Consider the following 22,073-nt stretch of genomic DNA (forward strand, 5'->3'; position numbering starts at 1 on the left):
CTTGAGACCACGAGCAGCCCATGGCAAGCTCATGCCGCATGATCGATGAATTCGCGAAAGACAACCTGCACGGGAGACTGCGGCGTGACCGCAAGGCGCTGCTCTGGAAACTCGACGGCTTGTCCGAATACGACGCCCGTCGGCCATTGACAGTGACCGGGACCAACCTCCTCGGCCTGGTCAAACACGTGGCCACCGTCGAGGCCAGGTACTTCGGCGAGGTCTTCGACCGCCCTTCCCCGGAGCCGCTACCCCGGTGGCAGGACTACAACGGCAGCGATATGTGGGCGACCGAGGACGAGACCCGCGATCAGATCATCGGGTTCTACCGGCGTACGTGGGAACACTCGGACGCGACGATCAACGAGCTTCCCCTTGACGCACCCGGCCACGTGCCGTGGTGGCCGGAGCCTTATCCGAACACGAACCTGTTCGCCATCATGGTCCATGTCCTCGGCGAGTCCATCCGGCATACCGGGCACGCCGATATCCTGCGCGAGGGCCTCGACGGCCGGACCGGGGTGCGCGCCGAACACGAGAAGCAGATCGACGAGAAAGCCCGTGCAGCCTACTGCGCGAAGATCGAGCAGGCCGCCAGGTCGGCCGCACCAATCAAGGCTTAGAGGCCTCTAAGACCTATCCAGAACAGAGTGTCCATTGATATCGAGACCAACCAGCCCTGCACTACGCCGAAACATGCGCTGGTATCTGTTACTCGCCTTTTCCCTCGCACTCGCCTTAACGGCAGCGGTCCTGATCGGGACCGCACAGAATTCCGCGGGGGATCAGAAAGTCCAACGGTTCTCCACGTTGAGATCGGGAGACGCCCGCTTCCGGGTGCTGTCTCCCACTCTGATCCGTACCGAGTACGCGGGCGACGGCTCGTTCCTCGACGCAGCCACCTTCAACGCCATCGGCCGCGACGACTTCGCGCAAACGCCGTTCACGTCGCGTACTTCCGACGGGTGGCTCACCCTCAGGACGAGCGCGATGACCCTGAAGTACAAAGTGGGTTCGGGTCCCTTCAACTCGGAGAATCTGTCCGTGGAGTTGAAGGCAGGGGGCCAACGGGTTCTCGCCACGCCATGGCGGCGCGTGACGTGTGCTGCCGACACACTGTGCGAGGCCGAGGACATGTCGTACAGCGGCCTGGCCACTGTTTCGGACCATTCCGGATACACCGGAACCGGCTTCCTTGCCGGGTTCGAGAACACCGGTGACGCACTGACCGTTGACACAAGTGTCGCGAAAACAGGCGCATACCGGTTCGCTGTCCGCTTTGCCAACGGGGTCGCCGGCGACAACCAGCACAGGAAGCGCACCCTGACCCTGTCCGTAGACGGCACGGACCGGACACTCAGCCTACCGGTGACCTCTGACTGGGACTCCTGGGCCCAAGCCACCAGTTCAGTGCCGCTCGACGCCGGGCGCCATACGATCACGTTGAAGCGCGCCACCGGCGACTCGGGCAACGTCAACATCGACAGCCTGGCGCTGCTGCAAGCGAACGGGGAGTATCCGCCGGCTTCCAGCCGGGCGGGCTTGGACTGCCGCTACGGCACGAGTTGTGAGGCGGAAGACGGAAGCAGCACCGGCTCGGCGGTGTTGGCCACCGACCACAAAGGCTTTGCCGGCAGGGGTTTCGTGGCCGAGCTCAACCAGAAGACGAGCCTCACCACGCGTGTCGTGGAGGTGCCTGCCGACGGCACCTACTCCCTGTCCGTGCGCTACGCCAACGGCGTCGGCGGTGACGGTCTGCACGGGAAGCGGACGGCCGTGGTCTCGGCGAACGGAGTTGCCCGTAACTTGTCCATGCCACCGACCGACGACTGGGACAACTGGAGTTCCGCCTCGGTGCCGGTGACTCTCGTAGCCGGCAGCAACGACATCACGCTCAACTGCCCAGACAGCGAGAGCTGTCACGTCAACGCCGACACGCTGGCCGTAGCAGGCTCCGCAGATGCCGCACCGACGCCCCACCTGGCGCTCGGCGGCTACCGCCGAAGCCTCGACCAAGTGAACGGCGACGACGGCGCACCACCCACCACCCCGGGCCTGCTCCACAAGGACGGCTGGTATCTACTGGACGACACCCCGTCAGCGGTGTACGACACCGCCGCCAAGAAGGTCACTCAGCGCCCAGGCCACAAGGGCAGGCCCTATCAGGACGGATACGTCTTCGGCTACGGACACGACTACAAACAGGCACTGACCGACCTCGCCACGCTCACCGGCCCGAGCAAACTGCTGCCCAGGTGGGCCTACGGCGTGTGGTACTCGGAGTACATCGACCGCACCGCGGACGACTACCAGAACACCATCCTGCCCGCGTTCCGCGCCGAGGGCGTCCCGCTGGACGTGCTCGTGACCGACACCGACTTCAAGTCCCCCAACACATGGAACGGTTGGGAGATCGACCGGAGCGATTTTCCCGACCCCAAGGGATTCTTCGACTGGTCCGAGTCGCAAGGCCTGCGCAACTCCCTCAACACCCACCCGAGCATCCTCAGCACCGACCCCCAGTTCTCGCAGGCAATGGCGACAGCCAAGAACAAGCTGCACAAGGGCGGCTGCTCCTCGGCCGTGAACAGCAATGAGGACTGCTACACCTTCGACTTCGCCGACCCGGACCAACTGAAGGCATACATGGGCCTGCACAGGACCATGGACCAGCAGGGCAACGACTTCTGGTGGCTGGACTGGTGCTGTGACTCCTCCACGACCTCACCCAACGGAGTCACCCCCGACGCCTGGATCAACCAGCAGTACGCCACAGCCGCGGACCAGGCGATCGGGCGGGGTTTCGTCATCTCCCGTGCCTACGGTTCACTGCAGTCCGGCACCTACAGCGGCCACTCAGGCCTGCCCACCGGTCCCTGGGCGGACAAGCGCACGACCATTCACTTCACTGGTGACGCCGTCTCCACCTGGGGCACTCTCAGGTCCGAAGTCGGTTACACCGCCGGCGAATCCGCGGCCACCGGGATGTCCGCCATCAGCCACGACATCGGCGGGCACGGCGACGCTACGGGCCTCAAAGGCTCCGAGACGTACACCCTGGACGGGAAAACCCACTACACCACCAAACTGCCGGACGACATGTACGCCCGCTGGGTCCAGTTCGGTACCTTTCAGCCCATCGACCGCCTGCACAGCACCCACAGCGACCGACTGCCGTGGCAGTACGGAGCGGCTGCCCGGGCCTCCGCGAACAAGTTCCTCAACCTCCGGGAGAGCCTCGTCCCGTACACCTATACGCTCGCCCACCAGGCGAGCACCACCGGCGTACCGATGGCCCGGCCGATGTACCTGGAATACCCCGAGGAGCAGCAGGCCTACGCGACAGCGGACAGCCAGTACTTCTACGGACCTGACATGCTTGTGGCCCCCGTGACCTCACCCGGTGCCACGGCCTCCGTCTCGGTATGGTTCCCGCCCGGGCAGTGGACCGACTACTTCACCGGAAAGACCTACACCGGCCCCACCACCCGAACGATCACCGCCGGTCTCAACTCGATGCCGGTGTTCGTCAAGTCCGGCGCCATCGTCCCGACCCGGACAGACAAAGTCGCCAACGATGCTCAGAACCCGCTCACCAAAGCCACCCTCACCATCGCCGAAGGAGCATCCGGCAGCTACAACCTCTACGAGGACGACGGCACCACCGCAAAGGCCTCACAGAGTGCCACCACCGGAATCAAATACACCGAGACCGATTCCGGGCACACCCTGCGGATCGGCCCCGCAACCGGCTCCTTCCAACGCCAGGTGACCCACCGCGAGTGGACCGTCAAGTTCCTCAACGCCCGGGCGCCGAAAGGTATCTCGGTCGACGGCGAGCCCTTGAGCGCCGATGCCTATCGCTGGGATGGCACGACCCGCACGCTGACCGTCAAGCTCCCCCGACACAGCATCCACGCCTCACTCACCCTCACTTACCACTGACCCGCAGCAACGGTCCGTTCGTCGTACGCCCCGGCCGTCGGGGCCGGGGCGTACGACGTCGGCGACCCCGAGACCAGGCGGACCGCACACCGACGGCATCGGGCCGCAGGACTCGTCGTCCTTCTCAAGTGGTCGTTGCAACACCTCCTCATGGGAGGTGTTGCTGATGGGTGAGGGGAAGCGGCAGCAAACTGCTCGGTCGCGCGAAGACCGCTGGCCAGGCCCTGCAGCCGAAACGGCCCTCGGCCCACGGCGGCGGACTGACGATGAAAATCCACCCGGCCGCATCAGCTCCCTTGGTGACGGCGGGACTCTGTCGCGGTCGGCGGGGCTCAGTCGTTGGTGGACGACCCTGGTCCAGTCGTGGCGTACCGGGCGGCGATGGTGCGGACGGCCTCGTCGACTACCTGAGCAACGCGTTCGGCGCTCACCTCCCAGCCCGGCACCAGGAGTGTCGGCCAGAAGACGTAGTTGGAGATCATGCCCAGGAACTGGGTGGCTGCGAGGTCCACGTCCTCGACCCGCACCGTTCCCGCCTCGTGCTCAGCCAGGAGGTAGCTGCGTACGGACTCGAAGTAGGGCATCTTCCCGTGCGAGAACTGCGCCTGGGCCAGCTCGGGGAACCGCGGCAGCTCGGCGATGACGATCCTGAACAGGTCGGTCATCTGGGCCCGGCCCAGCAACTCGGCGTAGCGGCGACCGATGATGCCGAGCCCGTCAACGACGTTGCCTGCCGGTGGAGGATCCTCCTCGTCGGCGGTCGACCAGGACTCGGTCACGATGGCGTCGAACAGGGCAGCTTTGCTCGGAAACTGCTTGAACAAGGTGGCCCGCGAAACGCCCGAGCTCTCTGCGATCCGCGCCAGCGACGTCCGGTCGTAGCCCAACTCGAGAAACAGTGCGGTCGCGGCCGTCACGATCAGCGTGCGCTTCTCCTGGGCGACGCGCTGGTGATACGTCGTCACAACTCTACTCATGGGCCGAGCATACGAGGTGAGTGGCTTGACTCGCCACTTCCGCCGACCTAGTGTCAGGGCGATGGTGAGTCGCCCGGCTCACCACTGGACGCCGTTCATCACTGGTGATCCCGGTCATTCACCCACGTACCGAAGGAACATCTGATGCCCCGCTTCGACAACCAGACCGTGCTCGTGACCGGTGGGGCCGGCGGCCAGGGCTCGAGCCACGTGCGCGCCTTTCACGCGGAGGGAGCGAACGTGATGATCGGCGGCATCGACGCGGAACGCGGCGCCGCTCTCGCCGACGAGCTCGGGACCCGCGCTCGCTTTGCCCGCCTTGACGTTACCGACGAGAGCTCGTGGTCCGCCGCTGTGCTGGCGGCCGAGAGCGCCTTCGGCGCCCTGAACGTGCTCGTCAACAACGCGGGCGTGCAGAATCCGCCTGCAACGATCGAAAAGACGGAGCAGGCCACGTGGTCGCGCATCCTCGACATCAACCTCACAGGGACCTTCCTCGGCATCAAGGTCGCAGCCCCCGCTCTGCGCCGCGCGGCAGGGGGAGCCATCGTCAACGTCGCCTCGACCATGAGCCTGGGCGGTACGGCTCACTACGCGCCGTACGTCGCCAGCAAGTGGGCCGTGCGAGGGCTCACCCAAACGGCAGCACTCGAGCTCGGCCGCGACCATATCCGGGTGAACACCATCCACCCCGGCGTGATCTCGACCCCTTTCATCCACGAGCCAGCAGCCGGCGCAGTCGCGGCAATCGCCGACTTCTACTCCCCCGAGCCGTTCGCTGTCCCCCGGCTCGGGGAGCCCACCGACGTCACCCGTCTTCTCCTGTTCCTCACGTCGTCGGACGCGGCGTTCATCACGGGGTCGGAGTACGTCATCGACGGTGGACTCCTCCTCGGCCCCGCCCTTCAGGCCGAGACCGCATGAGTAGTCCAGACACGACCGGGTCGAACGACTCCGCACGGGACACGTCTTTGTCCCATCTGCCCGACCACATCCGACGAGCCATCGAGATCACCCCCGCCGCGGGCACCAGGGAACGGATCATCGACATCACGACGCTGGGGCGCCGCACCGGCCGAGCACGCCGCATCGAGATCTTCTTCTACCGAGCTGCGGGCACCACTTACCTGTGCAGCGGCGCCGGCGGTGCCGCGACCGACTGGCATGCGAACCTTCTCGCCAATCCCGATTTCACCTTCCACCTCAAAAACGGGATCCGTGCAGATCTGCCTGCACGGGCCACGCCTGTCACCGGCCCGGCTGAACGTCAGGCCGTGCTGGCGGAGATCGTGGCGGATCTCAATCAGCCCCACGACCCCGGCACCATCCGGCCGACTCGGCTCGAAGACTGGGCCGACAGCCGGCTGATGCGCATCAGCTTCCGCCATCGGCCATGATCGCGGATCCCTCGACAGATGACCTGCTCCCAGGGAATGGGGTGTGGTCGCGGCTCCTGAAAGAACCGCCACGTGCCCGACGCCACCGTCGGTGAGCGCCATAGATGCGTTCGCCCACCCCGATCCGACAGCCTTCTGCTGCCTTGACGAGCTTGGGCTCGTCGTCACCGGCCAGCGCCTCAAGCCCGAGCGCGCAGTCCTCGCGTGCCGGGTCGTCGAACCCGACCATTGTTGTCACCGCTGCGGCTGCGAAGGGACTCCGCGGGACCAACCTCACGACGATCCGCGACGGCACCGGCCCGGCACGGCTGCTCGACATGGTCGAGGGCAGCGGACAACGACGGCTTCTATACGATCATGATCGACGACCACGTGCCCCACACTTGCTCGCCCTGATGACCGGAGCCGAACTCAACGCGTGATCCGCGGCTGGCTACCGGTACGCCCGCAGGAACACATCGACACCGTCGGCGATGATCGCCAGAATCTCCGGTTCTCCCGCCTCCGTGTCCCCGCGGGCGTCGAGTGCCTCCAGCGCGAGACTGATGGTGAGGGCCGTGAAGTGGCGCGCCGCGAGGCCGGGATCCTCGGCCCGGATCTCGCCGTCGGCGACCAGCACGGCGAAGCGCTCCTCCAGCATCCGTTCGGGGCGGTCGCGCGTGGCCTCGGCCAGCTGCGGTATCGCCCATCGCTGCGAGGTCAGTCGCCGGAAGGTCACGTAGTCGGACGACGGAAAGGTCTGCGTGACCACTCGTTGCCCGAAGGCCGTCAAGGCTTCGCGCAGGTCACGACCCCGAGCCAGCTCCTCGTCGATCGCGGAGCGAATGGTGTCGACCACTGCGTTGTGGGAACGCTCGATCACCCGCAGAAAGACCGTTCCCTTGTCGCCGAAGTGGTCGTAGACGGTCCTCTTCGAGACCTGTGCCCTACCTGCGATGGCATCGACGCTCGTCCGCTCATAACCCTCCGCGAGAAACAGCGCCTCCGCGGCTTCCAGGATCGCCGCCCTCTTGCCTTCGGAACGCCGCCGGCGCCCGGGAGTCTGAACCGCCGCGATAGCCCTCGACATGGGCTAAGCCTACAGTCGACCCATAAAACCACACTCTTGAGTGTAGTTTGTGACTCGGGCCGACATGTGTGGTCGGCGGGTCCCCTCTGGCGTCGCCCCAGCCTCGATCGCCTAGATCATCATCGCCATGTTGCGTCTCAGCACGGCTTTCGCCCGTCACGTCTCGGCCCTGGGCGAAGCCGCCGTGCAGGTCACTGTCGTCTGCCCTGTCGACCCCAGCCCTACGGTGCCGATACAGGTGTGGAGCCACGCCGGTCGCGCGTACGGTCCGGCAGGAAAGCGCCAGTACACCAGCGTCGGCTCCGCTCGTTCCGCCGTAGACCTGACCGCGTGCCTGTCGCCCCGGCTCACTACTACCGCGCGGCCGTTCCTCGTCGACCTGCTGCAGCAGTTCGGAGTCTCCGAGCCACGCCATGTCGACCCGTCAGGAGTCGTCCGGAGCCGGCATTTCACCGGCCATGACGAGTTGATTCACGCGTGGGCCGATGCAATCGGCGTTCCGTCCGAGCCGTGACAGTCACCGTGCCACCTGGCTCCTGGCTCCTGGCTCCTGGCTCCTGCCACGCCGTTCAGCGCCCTCGGTGACAGTGGAGGTTCAGTGGGCCGGTGACCAACGGACGGTCAGGACCGCGACGTCGTCGTGTCGGCCGCCTTGGCCGGCGAAGGCGAGGCTGTCCTCGAACAGGGCCTGAGGCAGGTCGGTGGGCGAGAGGTCGAGCTTCTCCAGACGCTCGTCGACCGGGTAGAACGTGCCGTCGGGCGCGCGGGTTTCGGTGAGGCCGTCCGTGCTCAGCAACAGCGTCGCGCCCTGGGGAAAGCGGAACCAGCCGACCGTCGTGGGTTCTGAGGCGAGTTCGGCGAGACCGAGCGGGACGCCGGAGTCCAGCGAGGGATTGGTGATGGTGCCCTCGTGCATGACGTAGGGCGAGATGTGCCCGCAGTTGATGGCTTGCACATCCTCGATGCCCGTCTCGATTCCGATGATCAAAGCGGTGACGAAGCGTTCGTCGTCGCCGGTGTGTTCGGCGTACGAATTGTGGCGTACGACAGCCGCGTCCAGTGCGTCGACGAGCGCCGTGAGAGTCGGCTCGCGATGGGCGGCCTCGCGGAAGGCTCCGATGGTGGCGAACGCGGTGCCCACCGCGGCCAGTCCCTTGCCCTGCACGTCCCCGATCAGAACGCGCGTCCCCCACGGCGATGCGACCACGTCGTAGATGTCGCCGCCGACGAGTCTGTCCTCATGGAGGGGTTCGTAGACACCGTTGACCAGAACGTCATGGGTGATCAGGGGAAGAGGATGCAGGATGTGGCGCTGCATGGCGGCGGCGGTGGAGCGCAGCCGCATCATCTCGTGTTCCCGCCTGATCCGCCTGCTGCAGGCGTAGACCGAGGTCGTGGCCAGGACGAGGGTGAACAGGACCAGCAGGAGGCGGTCGAGCCAGCGGCTCTCGTCGACGTCCCGCAGCACCGCGGTCGTGGTGACGACGAGTGTGGTCCACGCGGCGACGAAACCTGTCTGGCGGACGGTGCACAGTGCCGATGCCGTCCCGGGCAGGAACACCAGAAGTCCGAGGAGCCACACCTCGGAGTGGGACAGGATGCCGAGGGCCTCCACCAGGGCCGTCAGCGCCACCACGGCGGCGATCAGTTCGGCGTTGCCCGGAGGCTCAATGGCCTCGAAGGCTTCGGCGGGTCTCTTCCGGAGGCTACCGGACATGAACGCTCCCAGGCAGGTGGTGATCTCCTGGAACTGTATTCGGGCCCCGGTGTGCTGCACGCTTCTCGCCGGGCAGACACTCGGTTCAACCAGCCCGGTCCATCGAAACGCCTCACGGAAGAGGTCGCGCCAGGCCCACCTGATAGGCGATGGCAACCAACTGGGCACGGCTGCGTGCCTCCATCTTCGTCTTGGCCCGCTGAACGTGCGTACGGACAGTCAGTGGGCTGAGGCACGCCTCCTCGGCGATCTCGTCGTCGGATTTCCCGTCCGCTACGAGAACCACCATCTCGCGCTCGCGAGGGGTGAGGTTCTCCAGAACGCGCGGGGTCGGGCCGTCGCTGCGGTCGGGCGTGGCGAGGAAGCGTGCGATGAGGGAGCGTGTGGCTGCAGGGGACAGAAGTGCGTCTCCGGAGGCCACTGTGCGAATTCCGCCGAGGAGTTCATCGGCGGTGACGTTCTTGCCGAGGAAGCCGCTGGCGCCGACGCGCAGGGCCCGGGCCACATGTTCATCGCTCTGGAACGTGGTGAGGATGAGGACGCGAGTGTTCTGCAGGTCCGGGTCGGCGCAGATGGCAGAGGTCGCGGCGAGGCCGTCGCTGCCGGGCATCCGGATGTCCATGAGGACGACGTCGGGGTGATGGACGCGTGTGAGGTCTACGGCTTCGGCACCGTCGGCTGCCTCCGCCACCACTTCCAGGTCGTCGCAGGAGTCGATCAGGATTCGGAAGGTCGCCCGCAGGAGGGCCTGGTCGTCGGCGAGCAGTACATGGATGGTCATCAGGGTCTTTCCGGAGTCAGGCGTGAATGGGCAGTTGAGCGGTGACGGCGAAGCCGCCTTCAGGTCGGTGTCCTGCCTGGAGACGGCCGCCGGCGGACTGGGCGCGCTCCTGCATTCCGATGAGGCCGAAACCGCCGCTGGGGGCAGGTGCGCGCGGGACGGTGCCGCCGTCGTCGCTGACGGTCAGGGTCAGACGGTCGACGGTGTAGGCGAGTTGGACTCGGGCCGTGCTCGCACCGGCGTGCTTGGCAACGTTGGTCAGGGCTTCCTGCACGATCCGGAACCCGGTCAGGTCCACCCCGGGTGACAAGGGCCGTGTCTCGCCATCCACCGTGACAAGGACGGTGAGTCCAGCGGCGCCGAACGCGGATGCCAACTCGGGTAGACGTCCAAGTCCGGGACTCGGCTCCAGAGGGTCCTCGGGGTCGTCGGACTGGCGCAGCAGGCCGACGGTGGCCTGGAGTTCGCGCAGCGCCGATGAGGTCGTGGTGCCCAGCTCGGCAAGAATCGTCTGCGCCTGTTCCGGTCGGGTGGGGGCGAGGTGCGCCGCGGTGGCGGCCTGGGCATTGGCCAGGGCCATGTGATGGGCGACGACGTCGTGCAGTTCGCGGGCGATGCGGATCCGTTCCTCGGCGACACGGTGGCGTGCCTCCTCCTCCCGCGTGCGTTCGGCGTGCTCGGCTCGTGTGTGAACGGCTTCCAAGTAGGCCCGCCGGGCCCGGACCGCGGAGCCCTGAACGACCGGGAGCATGATCCAGAAGGCGGGGCTGACCGTCTTGAGTCCCCAGGGCTGGTTGTTGTCGTCGGAGAGAAGGGCCGTCAGGACGATCAGTGCGATCACGGCGGTGCCGTAGGCGTGCGCGGTCTTCTGCGGGGTGCGCAGGGTGAGTTCGTAGAGCGCCACGATCACGGGGAGCAGCAGGAGAGGGCTGATCAGATGGCCGATGCTGCCGGAGATCGCGGCGCAGACCGAGGTGATCGCGACGACCGCGCCTGGATGGTTACGCCGCCAGAGCAGCGAGATACACGCGGCAGTGGCGAGGAGAAGCCCGGGCCACCGGCCTGGTCCCCCTTCGTTGTACTGGTTGCTGGTGGCCGCGTACACCAACAGCAGGAACCCCGCCTCGACCAGCCGGGGGTGTTGGCCGGCGTACCGCCGCCAAGTCGCGAGCATGAGGTTCTCCGCTGAGGTGGATCCGGTCCCGACACGCCGACGGTTGTTCTTTCGGCCGGCCTGGCCCGGAGCGGTCGTGGAACGGGAGGGGCCCAATGCCAGGCATGGGGCCCCTCCCCTGGTGTGTCGGTCAGACGCGCGCCATGTCCTGGTGTGATTCGCCGGTCGCGGCAGGGAGTTCAGCGGCCCGGCGGTTGAGGGCTTCGCCCTCGATGTCCACCCGCGGCAGCAGTCGGTCCAGCCAGCCGGGCAGCCACCAGGCCCGTTTGCCCAGCAGCGCGAGCACAGCGGGAACCAGGACCATCCGGACGACGATCGCGTCGAAGAGGACGGCGGTGGCGAGGCCGAAGCCGACCATCTTGACCATGGAATCGCCGGCCGTCATGAAGCCCGAGAACACGGCCATCATGATCAGCGCGGCCGCCACCACGATGCGCCCGCTGTGGCGGAAGCCGGAGACGACCGCCTGGCCGGCCCCTTCCCCGTGGACGTATGCCTCGCGCATCCGGGACACCAGGAACACCTGGTAGTCCATGGCGAGTCCGAAGACGATGCCCACCAGGAAGATCGGCATCAGGCTCATGATGGGCCCGGTCTGATCGACTCCGAGGAGACTGGCCCCGTGGCCGTTCTGGAAGACCGTGACCACGGCGCCGAAGGACGCGAGAACCGACAGGAGGAAGCCGAGAGCCGCTTTGAGGGGCACCAGTACGGAGCGGAAGACCACCAGCAGCAGGAGGAAGGCCAGGCCCACGACGACCACGAGGTAGGGGATCAGCGCGTCCTGCATCTTCTTGGCGATGTCGATGTTCAACGCTGTGGTGCCGGTGACCTCGAAGGTGGCACCGGTCTCGGTCTCCGTCGCCGAGCGCTCATCGCGGATGGTGTGGACGAGGTTCTTGGTCCGCTCGCTGGTGGGAGCGGTGGAGGGTGTAGCAGACAGCACCGCGGTGTCCTGGGCCTCGTTGAACTGAGCCGGGGAGACCGATACGACGCCCTTGGTGGCGCCGATCCTCTCGGCGACCGTCTCCACCGCGGCCTTCGGGTCATCGGCGTCCCGCGCGTCCACGACGATCGTCAGCGGACCGTTGAAGCCGGGGCCGAAACCCTCCGCGAGGGCGTCGTAGGCACGGCGCTCAGTGGTCGAGGTGGGCTTGGCCTCGTCACCCGGCATACCCAGCCGCAAGTCCAGGGCAGGCACGGCGAGTGCGCCCAGGCCGACAACGGTGATGAGCAGCACCGCTACGGGCCGTCGCAGGACGAAACTCGCCCAGCGGACGCTCCAGCTTCCGGCTTCCTCACGCTTGCGGGGCTCCCGGTTCTTGCGGGGTGCCTGGCTGTCGCCGGGTTCCTGACTCCCTCGGAGCTGCCGGCCGCGACGGCGGATCCTGATCCTGGGGATTCGCGGGCCGCGCTCGGACGTGAGGGCCCGGCCGCTACGGGTTTGGCTGCTGCGGGTCTGGCCGCTACGGCTCTGGCGGGCGAGGACGGCGTTCGGCCAGAAGCCGAGCAGTGCGGGAACCAGGGTGAGCGCGATCAGTACACCCGTGACGACCGTGCCCGCGGCGGACAGACCCATCTTCGTCAGCATCGGCACACCGACCACCGAAAGGCCGGCGAGCGCGATGACGACCGTGAGACCGGCGAAGACGACCGCGGAACCAGCCGTGCCCAGGGCCAGACCGACGGCTTCCTCCGGAGTACGCCCCTTCGCCCGTTCCTCCCGGTAGCGGGAGACCACGAACAGCGAGTAGTCGATACCGACCGCGAGACCGAGCATCATGGCCAACTCGCCACTGGTCGAGGACAGTCCGAAGGTATTGGCGAGAGCGGTGATCCCGGCCAGGCTGATGCTGACGCCGATGACGGCGGTGATCAGCGGAAGCCCTGCCGCGGCCAAGGAGCCGAAGGTGATCAGCAGTACGACCGCCGCTACCAGGACGCCGACGATCTCGCCCATTCCGGCGGGAGCCTCGGTGGCCAGCGCGCTTCCGCCGACCTCGACCGTCAGACCCGTGTCGCGGACCTCTTCGATGGCCCCCTCCAGCTCCTTCTTGCTGAAATCGGTGACCTCGTCGTCCTTGGTCTTGTACGTGACCGTGGCGTAAGCCGTGGTCTTGTCCTTGCTCAGCCCGGGCCCGTCGAACGGGCTCGACACGTCGGCGACCTGTGGTCCGTCGGCCGCCTCGGTGATGAACCGGTCGACAGCCGATCGGTGGCCTGCCGCGGTGATCTTCTGGCCGTCCGGCGCGACGAAGACGATCCTGGCGCTCGCTCCGTTCGCCTCACTGCCGGGGAACTGCTCGTTGATGAGGTCGAACGCCTTCTGGGACTCGATCCCCGGCATCGACGACGAATCGTCAGGGGCTTCCGCAGCGCTGAGAGCACCAATGCCGACGACGGCCAGGACGGCCACCCACAGCAGGGCCACCCACCGTCGCCGTCGGAAGGCCCGCTGGCCCAGTTGGTACAGGAAAGTCGCCATCGAAGAAGTCTCCGTATCTCGTCTCGGGAACCCCTTCAGCCTCCCGACAAGCACCATGCCGAGTCGTCATCGGTGCTACGACAATCCACCTACTGACTTTCAAGTACGGCTCCTCGCGGCCCTCCGCCGTGAGAACTACGACGCCGCCCACCTCGGCGCGGGCACGCCGTGAGGCACGGCGCCATTCCTAAAACCACACTAGCCGGTGTAGTTTACGAAATCACGTCGATGGATGGTGGTGGGCAGGTCCACCTCGGTACCGCCCGAGCTTCGAGAGACCGCGAGGCGGCCACTCACTCGGGAACCCCGACCGCAGGCCAACTGTCCGACGTCCGCACGACTTTCGGCGTCTTGACGCTCCCCGCCGACCGTCGCAGCAGCCCCGTCACACGCAGGAGGAAGCCATGAGGATGCCCGCCATCGAGCCAAGTGCCCTGTCGGCCGAGCAGCGCGCGCTCGCCGAGCATGCTCGGCGGATGATGGACGGGCTGCGGACGCCCTTCACTTCGACCGACGAGAACGGCGCGCTGATCGGTCCGTTCCCCGCGATGCTGCGCTTTCCCGGCCTTGCCCGGCCTTGCCCGGCCCCAGCTGGAGTGGTTCACGACCGTCACGAGCGGCAGCGTGCTCGCGACGCGCGTGCGCGAAGTAGCAATCCTTTCCATCGGGTGACCGTCACTTCAGGCGCTCACGGCCTTCAGGAGCGCGGCGAGGCGTCGGCGCAGATTCCGTGGAACAGCTCCTCGGTGTCGGTGTCGCTCACACCGACGGGGTGAAAGTACAAGGCCATTCGACGCGCGACACGTCCGGGCGGCCGGGGTCGGCGTGCACGCGCAGAGAGGAGAGGTAGCCGGTCACCGGGAACAGCGCCCTGCGGCATTCACTCCGCCGTGCAGCGAGACACCTCCGCCCGACGGGGCGGACTCCCCCCATCCGAGAGTGGGACCCGCGCCGCCGGACACCACACCGGGAACGACCCCGGTAAATCGCCCGGATACGCCCATCGCGGAACTCCGTACGCCCCGTTGGGAAATCGAAGGCAACCTTTTCGCTCGCTGCGGTCACTGAGCAGTGCACCATCGGCTCGATCTTCCGAACGGACAGGTATGAAGACAGCGAGGCAGGCCGCGCGTCAGCGCAGGCAGAGACGCAGACTTGTGCTGGGCACCACCTTGGCAGTGACCACCGTGGGTGTTCTCGCCTACCTGGTCCTGGGGTCCTTCCCCGGCCGCGAGGCGGAGGCAGGGCAGGCCGCGAGCACACCCCTCGCCACCAACCAGGTGCGAACCACCACCACGACGGGCACCCCGAGCGCGTCGGCGACCCCTTCCGCGACCGGCACCCCGAAGCCCAAGCCGTCGGCCAGTGGGAAGACCAGTGCGGCACGCCCTTCGGCCACGGCCACTTCGCGGCGCCCGCGAAAGGCGTCCACCACTCCACCGTCGGCAGGGCGGATTCGGCCCAACAGCACCTACACGGGGGTCGCCACCGCTTACGAGGCCGCCGACGGAAACGGCGCCTGCCTGTTCGGCCCGAGTGACGACCTCATGATCGCGGCGATGAACACCACCGACTATGAGACGTCCAGGGCGTGCGGCGCGTACGTGCTCGTCCGCGCGGCCAACGGCAAGTCGATCACGGTACGGATCACCAACGAATGCCCGCTGCCCTGCGCACCCGGACAACTCGACCTCAGCCAACAGGCCTTCGCCAAGCTCGCCGACCTCAAGGTCGGCCGGATACCGATCACCTGGCAGCTGCTGAGTCCCAGCACGGCCGACACGATCTCCATCAGATACAAGACGGGATCCAGCCCTCATTGGTGCGGCATCCAGGCGATCGGCCACCGCAATCCGGTCGCGCGCCTGGAGGTCCGGGCCGGTGGCGGCTGGCGACAGTTGCCCCGCACCGAATACAACTACTTCATCTCCGCCGACGGCAGTGGGTGCGGCGGCTCGATCAGAGTCACGGACATCTACGGAGAACAAGTGACCCTCACCGAGATCGCGCTCCGGCCGAATGTCCTGCAACCGACCGGGGTTCAGTTCGCCCGGCGCTGAAAGAGTGTTTTGTCCTGGGGGTAGCGTTTGGGAGCTCTTTGGGTGTCAGGTCGATTCAAGGGTGACGGGCCAGGGATATCTCCTGTGTCAGGTGATGCCGTTGACGACATATGCAGGCCCGTTTCAGCCCGTTCGCTCCTGCCTGATCCCAAGGCGCCTCTACTGAACCCTCCGCGAAGAGATTCAAGGTGATACCAACGCTCTTTAAGGATGCGGGCCACGCCCGGAAAGGCTGAGGTGGGTGCGTCGTCGGCCCGACCGACGGTCGACGTCGTGACCCGGTTCGGTCTCCGGCCGCACACGGACGGGCGGCCGGAGACCTTCGCGGTGGCGGTGGTCGCCGCGTCGTTCAGACGACGAGGCGACCGCCGTCGGCCACGATCACCTGGCCGGTGACGAAGCTCGCGCGCTCGCTCGCCACGAACGCGATGACCTCGGCGAGTTCCTCAGGCGTGGCGTTGCGCTTGAGCGGGTTGACCTCGGACCAGGTCGTGAACTGGTCGGCGCCGATGAAGTTCACTACGTTGTCGCTGTTCACGTTCCCAGGAGCCACCGTGTTGACGCGTATGCCGTACCGGCCCCACTCCGCGGCCCAACTGCGGGTGAAGGATTCGACGGCCGCTTTCTGTGCTCCATACGTTGCCATGTGCGGCATGGCGATCGCGGCGGCGATACTGCTGATGTTGACGATGTTGCCGCCGCCCCGCTCGATCATCCCCCGGACGAGTCGTGTGCTGAGGACGAAGGTGGCGCGCACGTTGGTGTCCCATGACTCCGCGTTCGCTTCGAGGTCCTGGTCGAGGGTCGGCTTGATACTGGCCCTGTAGCTTGCCGCGTTGTTGACCAGCACGTCGATTTCACCCGCCTCCTTGGCCAACCGCTCGACGTCGGCGAGATCACTCAGATCAGCGAGGATGAACCGGGCCTTTCCTCCGCCGGCGGTGATGTCGTCCACCACCTCGGCCCCGCGCTCAGCGTTGCGGCCGGTGATCACCACCGACGCTCCGTCGCGCGCGAACGCGTGCGCAGTCGCGGCGCCGATACCTCCCCGTGACCCCGCACCCGTAATCAGCACGCTCTTGCTCTCGAAATCCATTGCGTGCCCCTCGAAAAGAAAAGATGTCTGACTGCGCGCGCCGAGACTGGGCGGAAACTTTCCGGCCCTGGTGGCTGCGCTGGACGTGCACCACGGTAGGACCGGCCTGACATAGAGGCAAATAGTGGCAACGTATACTCTGCATTGACATCGTCTATGTCATGTCGAGGGTTGGATTTCGAATGAACCTGCGCCAGTACGAATACGCCCTGGCCGTCGCCGAGGAGGGCTCCATGACGGCGGCAGCAGAACGTCTGGGGGTCACTCAGCCCTCTCTGTCGCAGCAGATCGCCACCTTGGAGAAGCACCTCGGGGTGCGGCTGTTCACCCGCACCCCGAGCGGCGTGACGGTGACGGTGGCAGGGCGGGCTTTCCTCGCGGAGGCGGAGATCGCGACGACCGCATCCCGGCGTGCCATCACGGCCGCACGCGCCGCCGACGGGGAACTGGCCGGCGAACTCATCATGGCTGTCCACATGGGCCTGGGGGCACGCCAGCTGCCCCAGGTATTGGGGCAGCTGCGCAATCGACACCCGAAGCTGCAGGTGACTCTCTACGAGGAGCCCGATCCCGCGGACATGGAACGGCTGGTCCGCCAGGGAACCCTCGACATGATCCTCGTGCACCGCATCCCCGCCGGGTGCACCTTCGACACTCACCCTCTGGGCGAGGAAGCCTACGTCGCCGTCCTGCCGAAGGAGCACCCGCTTCTCTCGGACGGCGCCGCCCTGCGCCTGGAAGACCTGGCGTCAGAGGGATGGATCCGGTTCCGGCGCGCCAGCCTGCTCGACGACTACCTCGCCCGCCTGCTCGCCAACGCGGGCCTCAGCCCGCACACGGTGGCCCGAGCATCACAGATCTCCACTGCGGTGCGGCTCGTGGCTCAGGGCTTGGGCGTCACTGTGGTCCCGGCCTCGGCCATCCCCGAAGGCTTCGAAGAACTGGCCTGCCCGCTACTGCCCTCCCTGACCGAGCCCGTGCTCGTCGGCGTGCGGCCCAACCCGGGTTCGGCAGAGACGGCCATGCTCGACCATCTCCACCAGCAGAACTGGTGCGGTACAGACCTCCTCTGTCAGCCCTCAACTGTTTGAGCGTTCACTTTCCACGGTGCACCAACATGGAACGGCCTCGGGCCTCGAAGCCATTCACGTTGCCTCCCTTGTTCCCGCCGCTCAGCCTTTTGACCTGCCGATACGGGGTTCAGAAACAGCACTGATCTTGTTCTTTAACCTCCATCCCTACTCTGACGCTCCCCCTTAATGGGGTGATCATGACGACCTGATCCGACACACTGGTTCGATGCGGCACGATGATGAACAGCCTTTGTCCGGTGGCAACGTCAGTGATGGTGTTGTTCGCGTCGGGGACACCGTTCGCCGTCCGACCGGACCATGGACTCCCGCTGTGCATGCCCTGCTTGCCCACCTGCACGAGGTGGGATTCGGCGCGGCGCCTCGTCCGCTCGGCATTGACGATCAGGGGCGTGAGATCCTGACCTTCATGCCGGGAGATGTGGTCTGGCCCGACCGGTTCTCCCTGATGGAACCCGCTCGACAACTGGCTCGCGTGGCACGGCTGATCCGGGACTTCCACGACGCCGTGCAGGACTTCACGGCGCCCTCCGATGCGCGGTGGCAGACGCTGATCCCCGCTGAGGGCAGTGACATCATCGCTCATAACGACCTGGCCCCCTGGAACCTCGTGGTCGCAGACGAGGCGCGGTGGGCCTTCATCGACTGGGACACTGCAGGTCCCGGCTCGCGCCTGTGGGATGTCGCATACGCCATTCACGGGTTCATCCCGCTGTCCGCGCATCCGGACTGGCAGAGCCCGGACGCGGCGGACCGACTGCGAGTCTTCGCCGACGCCTACGGTCTGGCTGAGTCCGAACGCCGTCGGTTGGTGCCTCTACTGGGGCGCCGTACGCGTTCCATGCACGACTTCCTGCGCGACCAGGCAGCCCAAGGAGCCCAGCCCTGGGCAAGGCTGTGGGCTGAAGGCCACGGCGACGCTTGGCGAAACGACGCCGAATACATTGAGCAACGCGAAGACCAGTGGATGCAGGCCCTGCTCGCTAGCTGAGGCATCAGCGCCCGTGCCTAGCTCCTGGCTCCTGGCTCCTGGCTCCTGGCTCCTGGCTCCTGGCTCCTGGCATCGAACGACATCTCGAACTGGATCACTCACCGGGGCATTCGCAGGACATAGAAGCGGCCCTCGCCTGATCATGTGCTCCGACCAAGGTGCACCGATCGACACGAAGGCCGTGAGGGTGAGTCTGCTGCCTGACACCGGTCCCGGGGAGGCATTCGCGCAAGCGTGACGCTTGCGGGAGGACTTATTCGACTGTCTGACCGCGCGTGGGGACGAACTGTTCGAGCTCGTCGACGCGTTGTTGTGCGCGGATGGTCCGGTGACCTCGCAGGTGGACCTGACGCTGGTGGCCGAGCGCCGGCGCGGGCACGGCGCTGTGTATGAGGCGTTGAACTGCGGGAGTGTGGACGTGCCCCGGCTGCGGCAGGTGCTGGCCGGTCCGCCGATGCCGCGGGCTGTCGACGGCCGCCTGGTCCTGGCGGCCGGCGTCAGCAACTGGCTCCGTCCCGACGCGCCGACCAGCGCGGACCGCCTGTTCTGTTACGTCTACGGCCGCAGCGGACGCTCCTCGGGCCAGTTCATCCCGCGCTGGCCGTACTTCTTCGTCGCCGCCCTCGAATCGGGCCGCACATCCTGGTGCCAGCTCCGGACGCCGTGCGTCTTGGACTCGAGGACGACGTCGTCGAGGTCACTGCCGCCCAGCTCCGCCGGGTGGTCGAGGACCTGATCGAGATGGGCCGCTGGCACTTGGGCGACCGCGACATCCTCATCGTCTTCGACGCCGGCTACGACGCCAGCGCATGGCCCACATCCTGACCTGCCTCCCGGTCGAGGTACCTGGGACCGATGCGCTCCGACCGCGTCATGCGAGGGCCGACGCCCTCGCTCAAGGAGTACGCCCTGGGCCGATCCCCAGGACGGGCGACCGCCGAAGCACGGCAAGGAGTTCCGCTTCGCCAGGCCGGAGACCGGGAGCGAGCCAGACGCGGCAACCGTGCAGGTCACCGACCGGTACGGCACCGCCCACGCGATGGCCTGGGACCGCCTCCACCCCCGCCCGACCACCCGCTCCGCATGGATCGACCACACCGGCGAACTCCCCGTCATCGAAGGCACACTGATCCGCCTCCAGGTCGACCACCTGCCCGGCGGAGGCGACCCGCTCCCGCCCTGGCTCTGGTCGTCCGCCACCGGCCTGAACAGCGAGGACGCCGACGTACGCTGGCAGACATTCCTGCGAAGGTTCGCCATCGAGCATCTCTTCAGGCTGATGAAACAGACCCTCGGGTGGACCCGTCCGAAGCTGCGCACCACCGAAGCCGGCAAGCGCTGGACCTGGCTGATCACCGCCGCGCACACCCAGATCCGCCTTCTGCGCGACGCGGCCGCCGACCTGAGCCAGCCCCGTGGGAGAAGCCTGCCGAGCCCGGCCGGCTCACCCCGGCCCGCGTCCGCCGGGGGTTTCGGAACCTCCGGCCGCACCTGTCCTGCCCCGCCCGTGCGCCGAAACCCTCAACACCCGGCCCGGGAAGGCCACCTGGCTCGAAGAACTGGCGGCCCGCCACCCGCTACGACGTGGGCAAGACCGTGAAACGACCCGAGAGCATCACCGAACGAAACCGACTCAGACCATAAAGAACAAGCTGATCCCGCCGCGCACGAGTGCCTCTCTTTCACCGGTAGTCGGAGCGGCGAACTGCCGATTCAGCAGACTGTCCGTCAGAGTCCGGGGCCCGGAGCCCGCGCAGTGAGGAGCCGCCACAAGGTCGAACGGGTTCAGGTGCTGACGTCGTCATAGGCTTGGATGTACACGGCCTTGGCGTGTCGGCCGATGTCTGAGCGCTGGCAGTGGAATTCGGCCGAACGGTTCAACTGCCACGAGCAACTCCACGCCGTGGTGCAGGAGTTCGGCACGTCTTCCCTCACCGGATGGGCCGGGCGACCTGGGTCGCCCGGCCCATCCGCCATTCGAGTGCTGTCGCCGTCCACGGCCGCCGACGCGGGAGTGGACGCGTTCTCAGTGGAAGAGGAGGTCGCGGGTCTGCCCTGGGACGGCAGGTCTGCTTCAAGCGCCGCCCGCGCCTCCAGGTCATTCCGACCTGGCTATGCAGTACTGGCCAGAACACCCTGTGCGCGTCCGCTACGGCAGCCAGCGCTCCAGTGCCATGTCGGCGATGTCCTGGAGTTCTTCGCGGCCGAGGCCGCCGGCGGCCTGGACGGCGATGCCGAACGTCACCGTCATGACGTATCGGGCGAGTTGTCGAGGGTCGGCGTCGCGCGGAAGATCCCCCTCGTCGACGGCCCGCTGGAAGCGTTCCTCAAGGCGTAGACCCGAATCGTTCCGCCACTCGACCAGCATGTCGTGCGCGGGCCGACCCGCATCGCTCGACGCCAGCGCGCCCTGCACGACCAGGCATCCCGCAGGGCCACCTGGACGCGTCGTGGTCCGAACCGCTCCGCGGAGAAGTGCCTCGGCCACGCCTCGCGCCGTCGGCTCCTCCAGGGCGCGCGTCCCGTAGTTGGCCGGACCCTCGGTGTAGCGCTCCAGAGCTTTGCGGAACAGCTCCTCTTTGTTGCCGAAGGCCGCGTACAGGCTTGGCTTCGTGATGCCCATGGCCTTGGTCAGATCGGTGAGGCTGACCCCCTCGTATCCCCGTTCCCAGAACACCTGCATGGCGCGCTCGAGCGCCTCGTCGATATCGAATTCTCGAGGCCGACCCATGACGGCACTCCGCGAACCAGCCATGTGTGCAGCGTACTCCCGAGCGGTGATCCACGACTTCTAGACCGATCGGATTAGAAGTCTTGCACTCTCGGTTCCTACCCACGACGGCAGTCACCACGGCGACTTCACGGAAGGGCGTCGTCGCAGGTCAACCATCGTCCGAGTACACGCCTCGCGGTTCGGGGCGGCACAGAGGTCAGCCTGTCCGAGAAGGAAGTACGCGAAGCCTTCGAGCGTTACATCGAGGCGGTCAACGCCCATGAGTTCGATCGCATGGCCGAATTCATTCATGACGAGCTCGCCAAGAACGGCCGTCCGGTCACGCGGGACGACGTCATCGCGGAGCTGAAGGGGCACGGCGCCGCGGTGCCGGACTTCACCTGGCGGGTACGGGACGTAGCCATCGACGATGACCGCGTCGCAGCCCGTCTGTTCAACAAGGGCACCCCCGCGAAGGAGTGGTTCCGCGTCGCTCCGACCGGCGAAACGATCGAGTACGCGGAGTACTCCTTCCACAAGGTGCGTGACGTGACGGACGCTTCTACGAGTTGACGCT

Annotated in this window: 18 protein-coding genes and 2 pseudogenes; 12 read left to right on the forward strand and 8 right to left on the reverse strand. The window is 66.8% G+C overall.

Features of this window, described 5'->3' with window-relative positions; translation table 11 throughout:
- Positions 1–38 precede the first annotated feature (38 nt).
- Both ACFWXQ_RS05580 and ACFWXQ_RS05585 read left to right on the forward strand, forming a co-directional pair.
- Complete coding sequence (locus ACFWXQ_RS05580; protein WP_383955046.1) at positions 39–623, forward strand: DinB family protein; 585 nt, start codon at positions 39–41, stop codon at positions 621–623.
- A 73-nt stretch (positions 624–696) separates the two neighbouring features.
- Positions 697–3,945, forward strand: a complete 3,249-nt coding sequence (locus ACFWXQ_RS05585) for a TIM-barrel domain-containing protein (RefSeq protein ID WP_383955044.1) — start codon at positions 697–699, stop codon at positions 3,943–3,945.
- A gap of 332 nt (positions 3,946–4,277) precedes the next feature.
- Here ACFWXQ_RS05585 and ACFWXQ_RS05590 read toward each other — a convergent pair whose 3' ends face one another.
- Positions 4,278–4,922, reverse strand: coding sequence for a TetR/AcrR family transcriptional regulator (locus ACFWXQ_RS05590; RefSeq protein WP_383951073.1), 645 nt, complete (start codon positions 4,920–4,922; stop codon positions 4,278–4,280).
- A gap of 144 nt (positions 4,923–5,066) precedes the next feature.
- Here ACFWXQ_RS05590 and ACFWXQ_RS05595 point away from each other — a divergent pair, with 144 nt between their 5' ends.
- The 3 genes and pseudogenes from ACFWXQ_RS05595 to ACFWXQ_RS05605 form a co-directional block, all read left to right on the forward strand.
- Positions 5,067–5,846, forward strand: a complete 780-nt coding sequence (locus ACFWXQ_RS05595) for an SDR family oxidoreductase (RefSeq protein WP_383951075.1) — start codon at positions 5,067–5,069, stop codon at positions 5,844–5,846.
- 47 nt (positions 5,847–5,893) lie between these two features.
- Positions 5,894–6,319 (forward strand): nitroreductase/quinone reductase family protein, encoded by a 426-nt coding sequence (locus ACFWXQ_RS05600; protein WP_383951078.1) that lies wholly within the window; start codon positions 5,894–5,896, stop codon positions 6,317–6,319.
- 72 nt (positions 6,320–6,391) lie between these two features.
- A pseudogene (locus tag ACFWXQ_RS05605) lies at positions 6,392–6,587 on the forward strand (ISL3 family transposase); the annotation flags it as partial.
- 165 nt (positions 6,588–6,752) lie between these two features.
- Here the strand turns inward: ACFWXQ_RS05605 and ACFWXQ_RS05610 are convergent.
- On the reverse strand, positions 6,753–7,388 hold the full coding sequence (locus ACFWXQ_RS05610) for a TetR/AcrR family transcriptional regulator (RefSeq protein WP_383951081.1): 636 nt from the start codon (positions 7,386–7,388) through the stop codon (positions 6,753–6,755).
- 127 nt (positions 7,389–7,515) lie between these two features.
- Here ACFWXQ_RS05610 and ACFWXQ_RS05615 point away from each other — a divergent pair, with 127 nt between their 5' ends.
- The gene (locus ACFWXQ_RS05615; protein ID WP_383951084.1) at positions 7,516–7,902 is read left to right on the forward strand and encodes a hypothetical protein; all 387 of its coding nucleotides are present in this window, start codon (positions 7,516–7,518) and stop codon (positions 7,900–7,902) included.
- 81 nt (positions 7,903–7,983) lie between these two features.
- Here the strand turns inward: ACFWXQ_RS05615 and ACFWXQ_RS05620 are convergent, their stop codons facing one another.
- The 4 genes from ACFWXQ_RS05620 to ACFWXQ_RS05635 form a co-directional block, all read right to left on the reverse strand.
- Positions 7,984–9,105 (reverse strand): PP2C family protein-serine/threonine phosphatase, encoded by a 1,122-nt coding sequence (locus ACFWXQ_RS05620; RefSeq protein ID WP_383951087.1) that lies wholly within the window; start codon positions 9,103–9,105, stop codon positions 7,984–7,986.
- Positions 9,106–9,217: 112 nt separating this feature from the next.
- Complete coding sequence (locus tag ACFWXQ_RS05625; RefSeq protein WP_383951090.1) at positions 9,218–9,886, reverse strand: response regulator; 669 nt, start codon at positions 9,884–9,886, stop codon at positions 9,218–9,220.
- Positions 9,887–9,902: 16 nt separating this feature from the next.
- Complete coding sequence (locus ACFWXQ_RS05630) at positions 9,903–11,060, reverse strand: sensor histidine kinase (RefSeq protein ID WP_383951093.1); 1,158 nt, start codon at positions 11,058–11,060, stop codon at positions 9,903–9,905.
- 130 nt (positions 11,061–11,190) lie between these two features.
- Entirely contained in the window at positions 11,191–13,545 is a 2,355-nt protein-coding gene (locus ACFWXQ_RS05635; RefSeq protein ID WP_383951098.1) for an MMPL family transporter, read from the reverse strand.
- Positions 13,546–13,955: 410 nt separating this feature from the next.
- Here ACFWXQ_RS05635 and ACFWXQ_RS05640 point away from each other — a divergent pair, with 410 nt between their 5' ends.
- On the forward strand, positions 13,956–14,321 hold the full coding sequence (locus ACFWXQ_RS05640) for a hypothetical protein (RefSeq protein ID WP_383951101.1): 366 nt from the start codon (positions 13,956–13,958) through the stop codon (positions 14,319–14,321).
- A 402-nt stretch (positions 14,322–14,723) separates the two neighbouring features.
- A complete protein-coding gene (locus tag ACFWXQ_RS05645; protein WP_383951103.1) occupies positions 14,724–15,605 on the forward strand; it encodes an expansin EXLX1 family cellulose-binding protein in 882 nt (293 codons plus the stop codon).
- A gap of 349 nt (positions 15,606–15,954) precedes the next feature.
- Here ACFWXQ_RS05645 and ACFWXQ_RS05650 read toward each other — a convergent pair whose 3' ends face one another.
- Positions 15,955–16,701: an SDR family NAD(P)-dependent oxidoreductase gene (locus tag ACFWXQ_RS05650; RefSeq protein WP_383951106.1), complete on the reverse strand. Its 747-nt coding sequence runs from the start codon at positions 16,699–16,701 to the stop codon at positions 15,955–15,957.
- A 182-nt stretch (positions 16,702–16,883) separates the two neighbouring features.
- On the opposite strand from ACFWXQ_RS05650, the gene ACFWXQ_RS05655 reads away from it, so the two are divergent.
- From ACFWXQ_RS05655 to ACFWXQ_RS05665, 3 genes and pseudogenes are all read left to right on the forward strand, one after another.
- A complete protein-coding gene (locus ACFWXQ_RS05655; protein ID WP_383951109.1) occupies positions 16,884–17,792 on the forward strand; it encodes a LysR family transcriptional regulator in 909 nt (302 codons plus the stop codon).
- A gap of 208 nt (positions 17,793–18,000) precedes the next feature.
- The gene (locus tag ACFWXQ_RS05660) at positions 18,001–18,783 is read left to right on the forward strand and encodes a phosphotransferase enzyme family protein (protein WP_383951111.1); all 783 of its coding nucleotides are present in this window, start codon (positions 18,001–18,003) and stop codon (positions 18,781–18,783) included.
- 241 nt (positions 18,784–19,024) lie between these two features.
- A pseudogene (locus ACFWXQ_RS05665) lies at positions 19,025–20,427 on the forward strand (NF041680 family putative transposase).
- Positions 20,428–20,932: 505 nt separating this feature from the next.
- Here ACFWXQ_RS05665 and ACFWXQ_RS05670 read toward each other — a convergent pair.
- Positions 20,933–21,514: a TetR/AcrR family transcriptional regulator gene (locus ACFWXQ_RS05670; protein WP_383951113.1), complete on the reverse strand. Its 582-nt coding sequence runs from the start codon at positions 21,512–21,514 to the stop codon at positions 20,933–20,935.
- A 204-nt stretch (positions 21,515–21,718) separates the two neighbouring features.
- Here ACFWXQ_RS05670 and ACFWXQ_RS05675 point away from each other — a divergent pair, with 204 nt between their 5' ends.
- Positions 21,719–22,069 carry an ester cyclase gene (locus ACFWXQ_RS05675; RefSeq protein WP_383951122.1) on the forward strand — a complete coding sequence of 117 codons (351 nt, stop codon included), beginning with the start codon at positions 21,719–21,721 and terminating at the stop codon, positions 22,067–22,069.
- Positions 22,070–22,073 lie beyond the last annotated feature (4 nt).

This window comes from Streptomyces sp. NPDC058697 (genome assembly GCF_042715345.1).
Lineage (GTDB): Bacteria > Actinomycetota > Actinomycetes > Streptomycetales > Streptomycetaceae > Streptomyces > Streptomyces liliifuscus.

Bases quoted from the DNA above. Each gene is read 5' to 3' on its own strand.
- ACFWXQ_RS05580 (WP_383955046.1), top strand. From the start codon at position 39: ATGATCGATGAATTCGCGAAAGACAACCTGCACGGGAGACTGCGGCGT.
- ACFWXQ_RS05585 (WP_383955044.1), top strand. From the start codon at position 697: ATGCGCTGGTATCTGTTACTCGCCTTTTCCCTCGCACTCGCCTTAACG.
- ACFWXQ_RS05590 (WP_383951073.1), bottom strand. From the start codon at position 4,922: ATGAGTAGAGTTGTGACGACGTATCACCAGCGCGTCGCCCAGGAGAAG.
- ACFWXQ_RS05595 (WP_383951075.1), top strand. From the start codon at position 5,067: ATGCCCCGCTTCGACAACCAGACCGTGCTCGTGACCGGTGGGGCCGGC.
- ACFWXQ_RS05610 (WP_383951081.1), bottom strand. From the start codon at position 7,388: ATGTCGAGGGCTATCGCGGCGGTTCAGACTCCCGGGCGCCGGCGGCGT.
- ACFWXQ_RS05615 (WP_383951084.1), top strand. From the start codon at position 7,516: ATGTTGCGTCTCAGCACGGCTTTCGCCCGTCACGTCTCGGCCCTGGGC.
- ACFWXQ_RS05620 (WP_383951087.1), bottom strand. From the start codon at position 9,105: ATGTCCGGTAGCCTCCGGAAGAGACCCGCCGAAGCCTTCGAGGCCATT.
- ACFWXQ_RS05625 (WP_383951090.1), bottom strand. From the start codon at position 9,886: ATGACCATCCATGTACTGCTCGCCGACGACCAGGCCCTCCTGCGGGCG.
- ACFWXQ_RS05630 (WP_383951093.1), bottom strand. From the start codon at position 11,060: ATGCTCGCGACTTGGCGGCGGTACGCCGGCCAACACCCCCGGCTGGTC.
- ACFWXQ_RS05635 (WP_383951098.1), bottom strand. From the start codon at position 13,545: ATGGCGACTTTCCTGTACCAACTGGGCCAGCGGGCCTTCCGACGGCGA.
- ACFWXQ_RS05640 (WP_383951101.1), top strand. From the start codon at position 13,956: ATGCCCGCCATCGAGCCAAGTGCCCTGTCGGCCGAGCAGCGCGCGCTC.
- ACFWXQ_RS05650 (WP_383951106.1), bottom strand. From the start codon at position 16,701: ATGGATTTCGAGAGCAAGAGCGTGCTGATTACGGGTGCGGGGTCACGG.
- ACFWXQ_RS05655 (WP_383951109.1), top strand. From the start codon at position 16,884: ATGAACCTGCGCCAGTACGAATACGCCCTGGCCGTCGCCGAGGAGGGC.
- ACFWXQ_RS05660 (WP_383951111.1), top strand. From the start codon at position 18,001: ATGCGGCACGATGATGAACAGCCTTTGTCCGGTGGCAACGTCAGTGAT.
- ACFWXQ_RS05670 (WP_383951113.1), bottom strand. From the start codon at position 21,514: ATGGGTCGGCCTCGAGAATTCGATATCGACGAGGCGCTCGAGCGCGCC.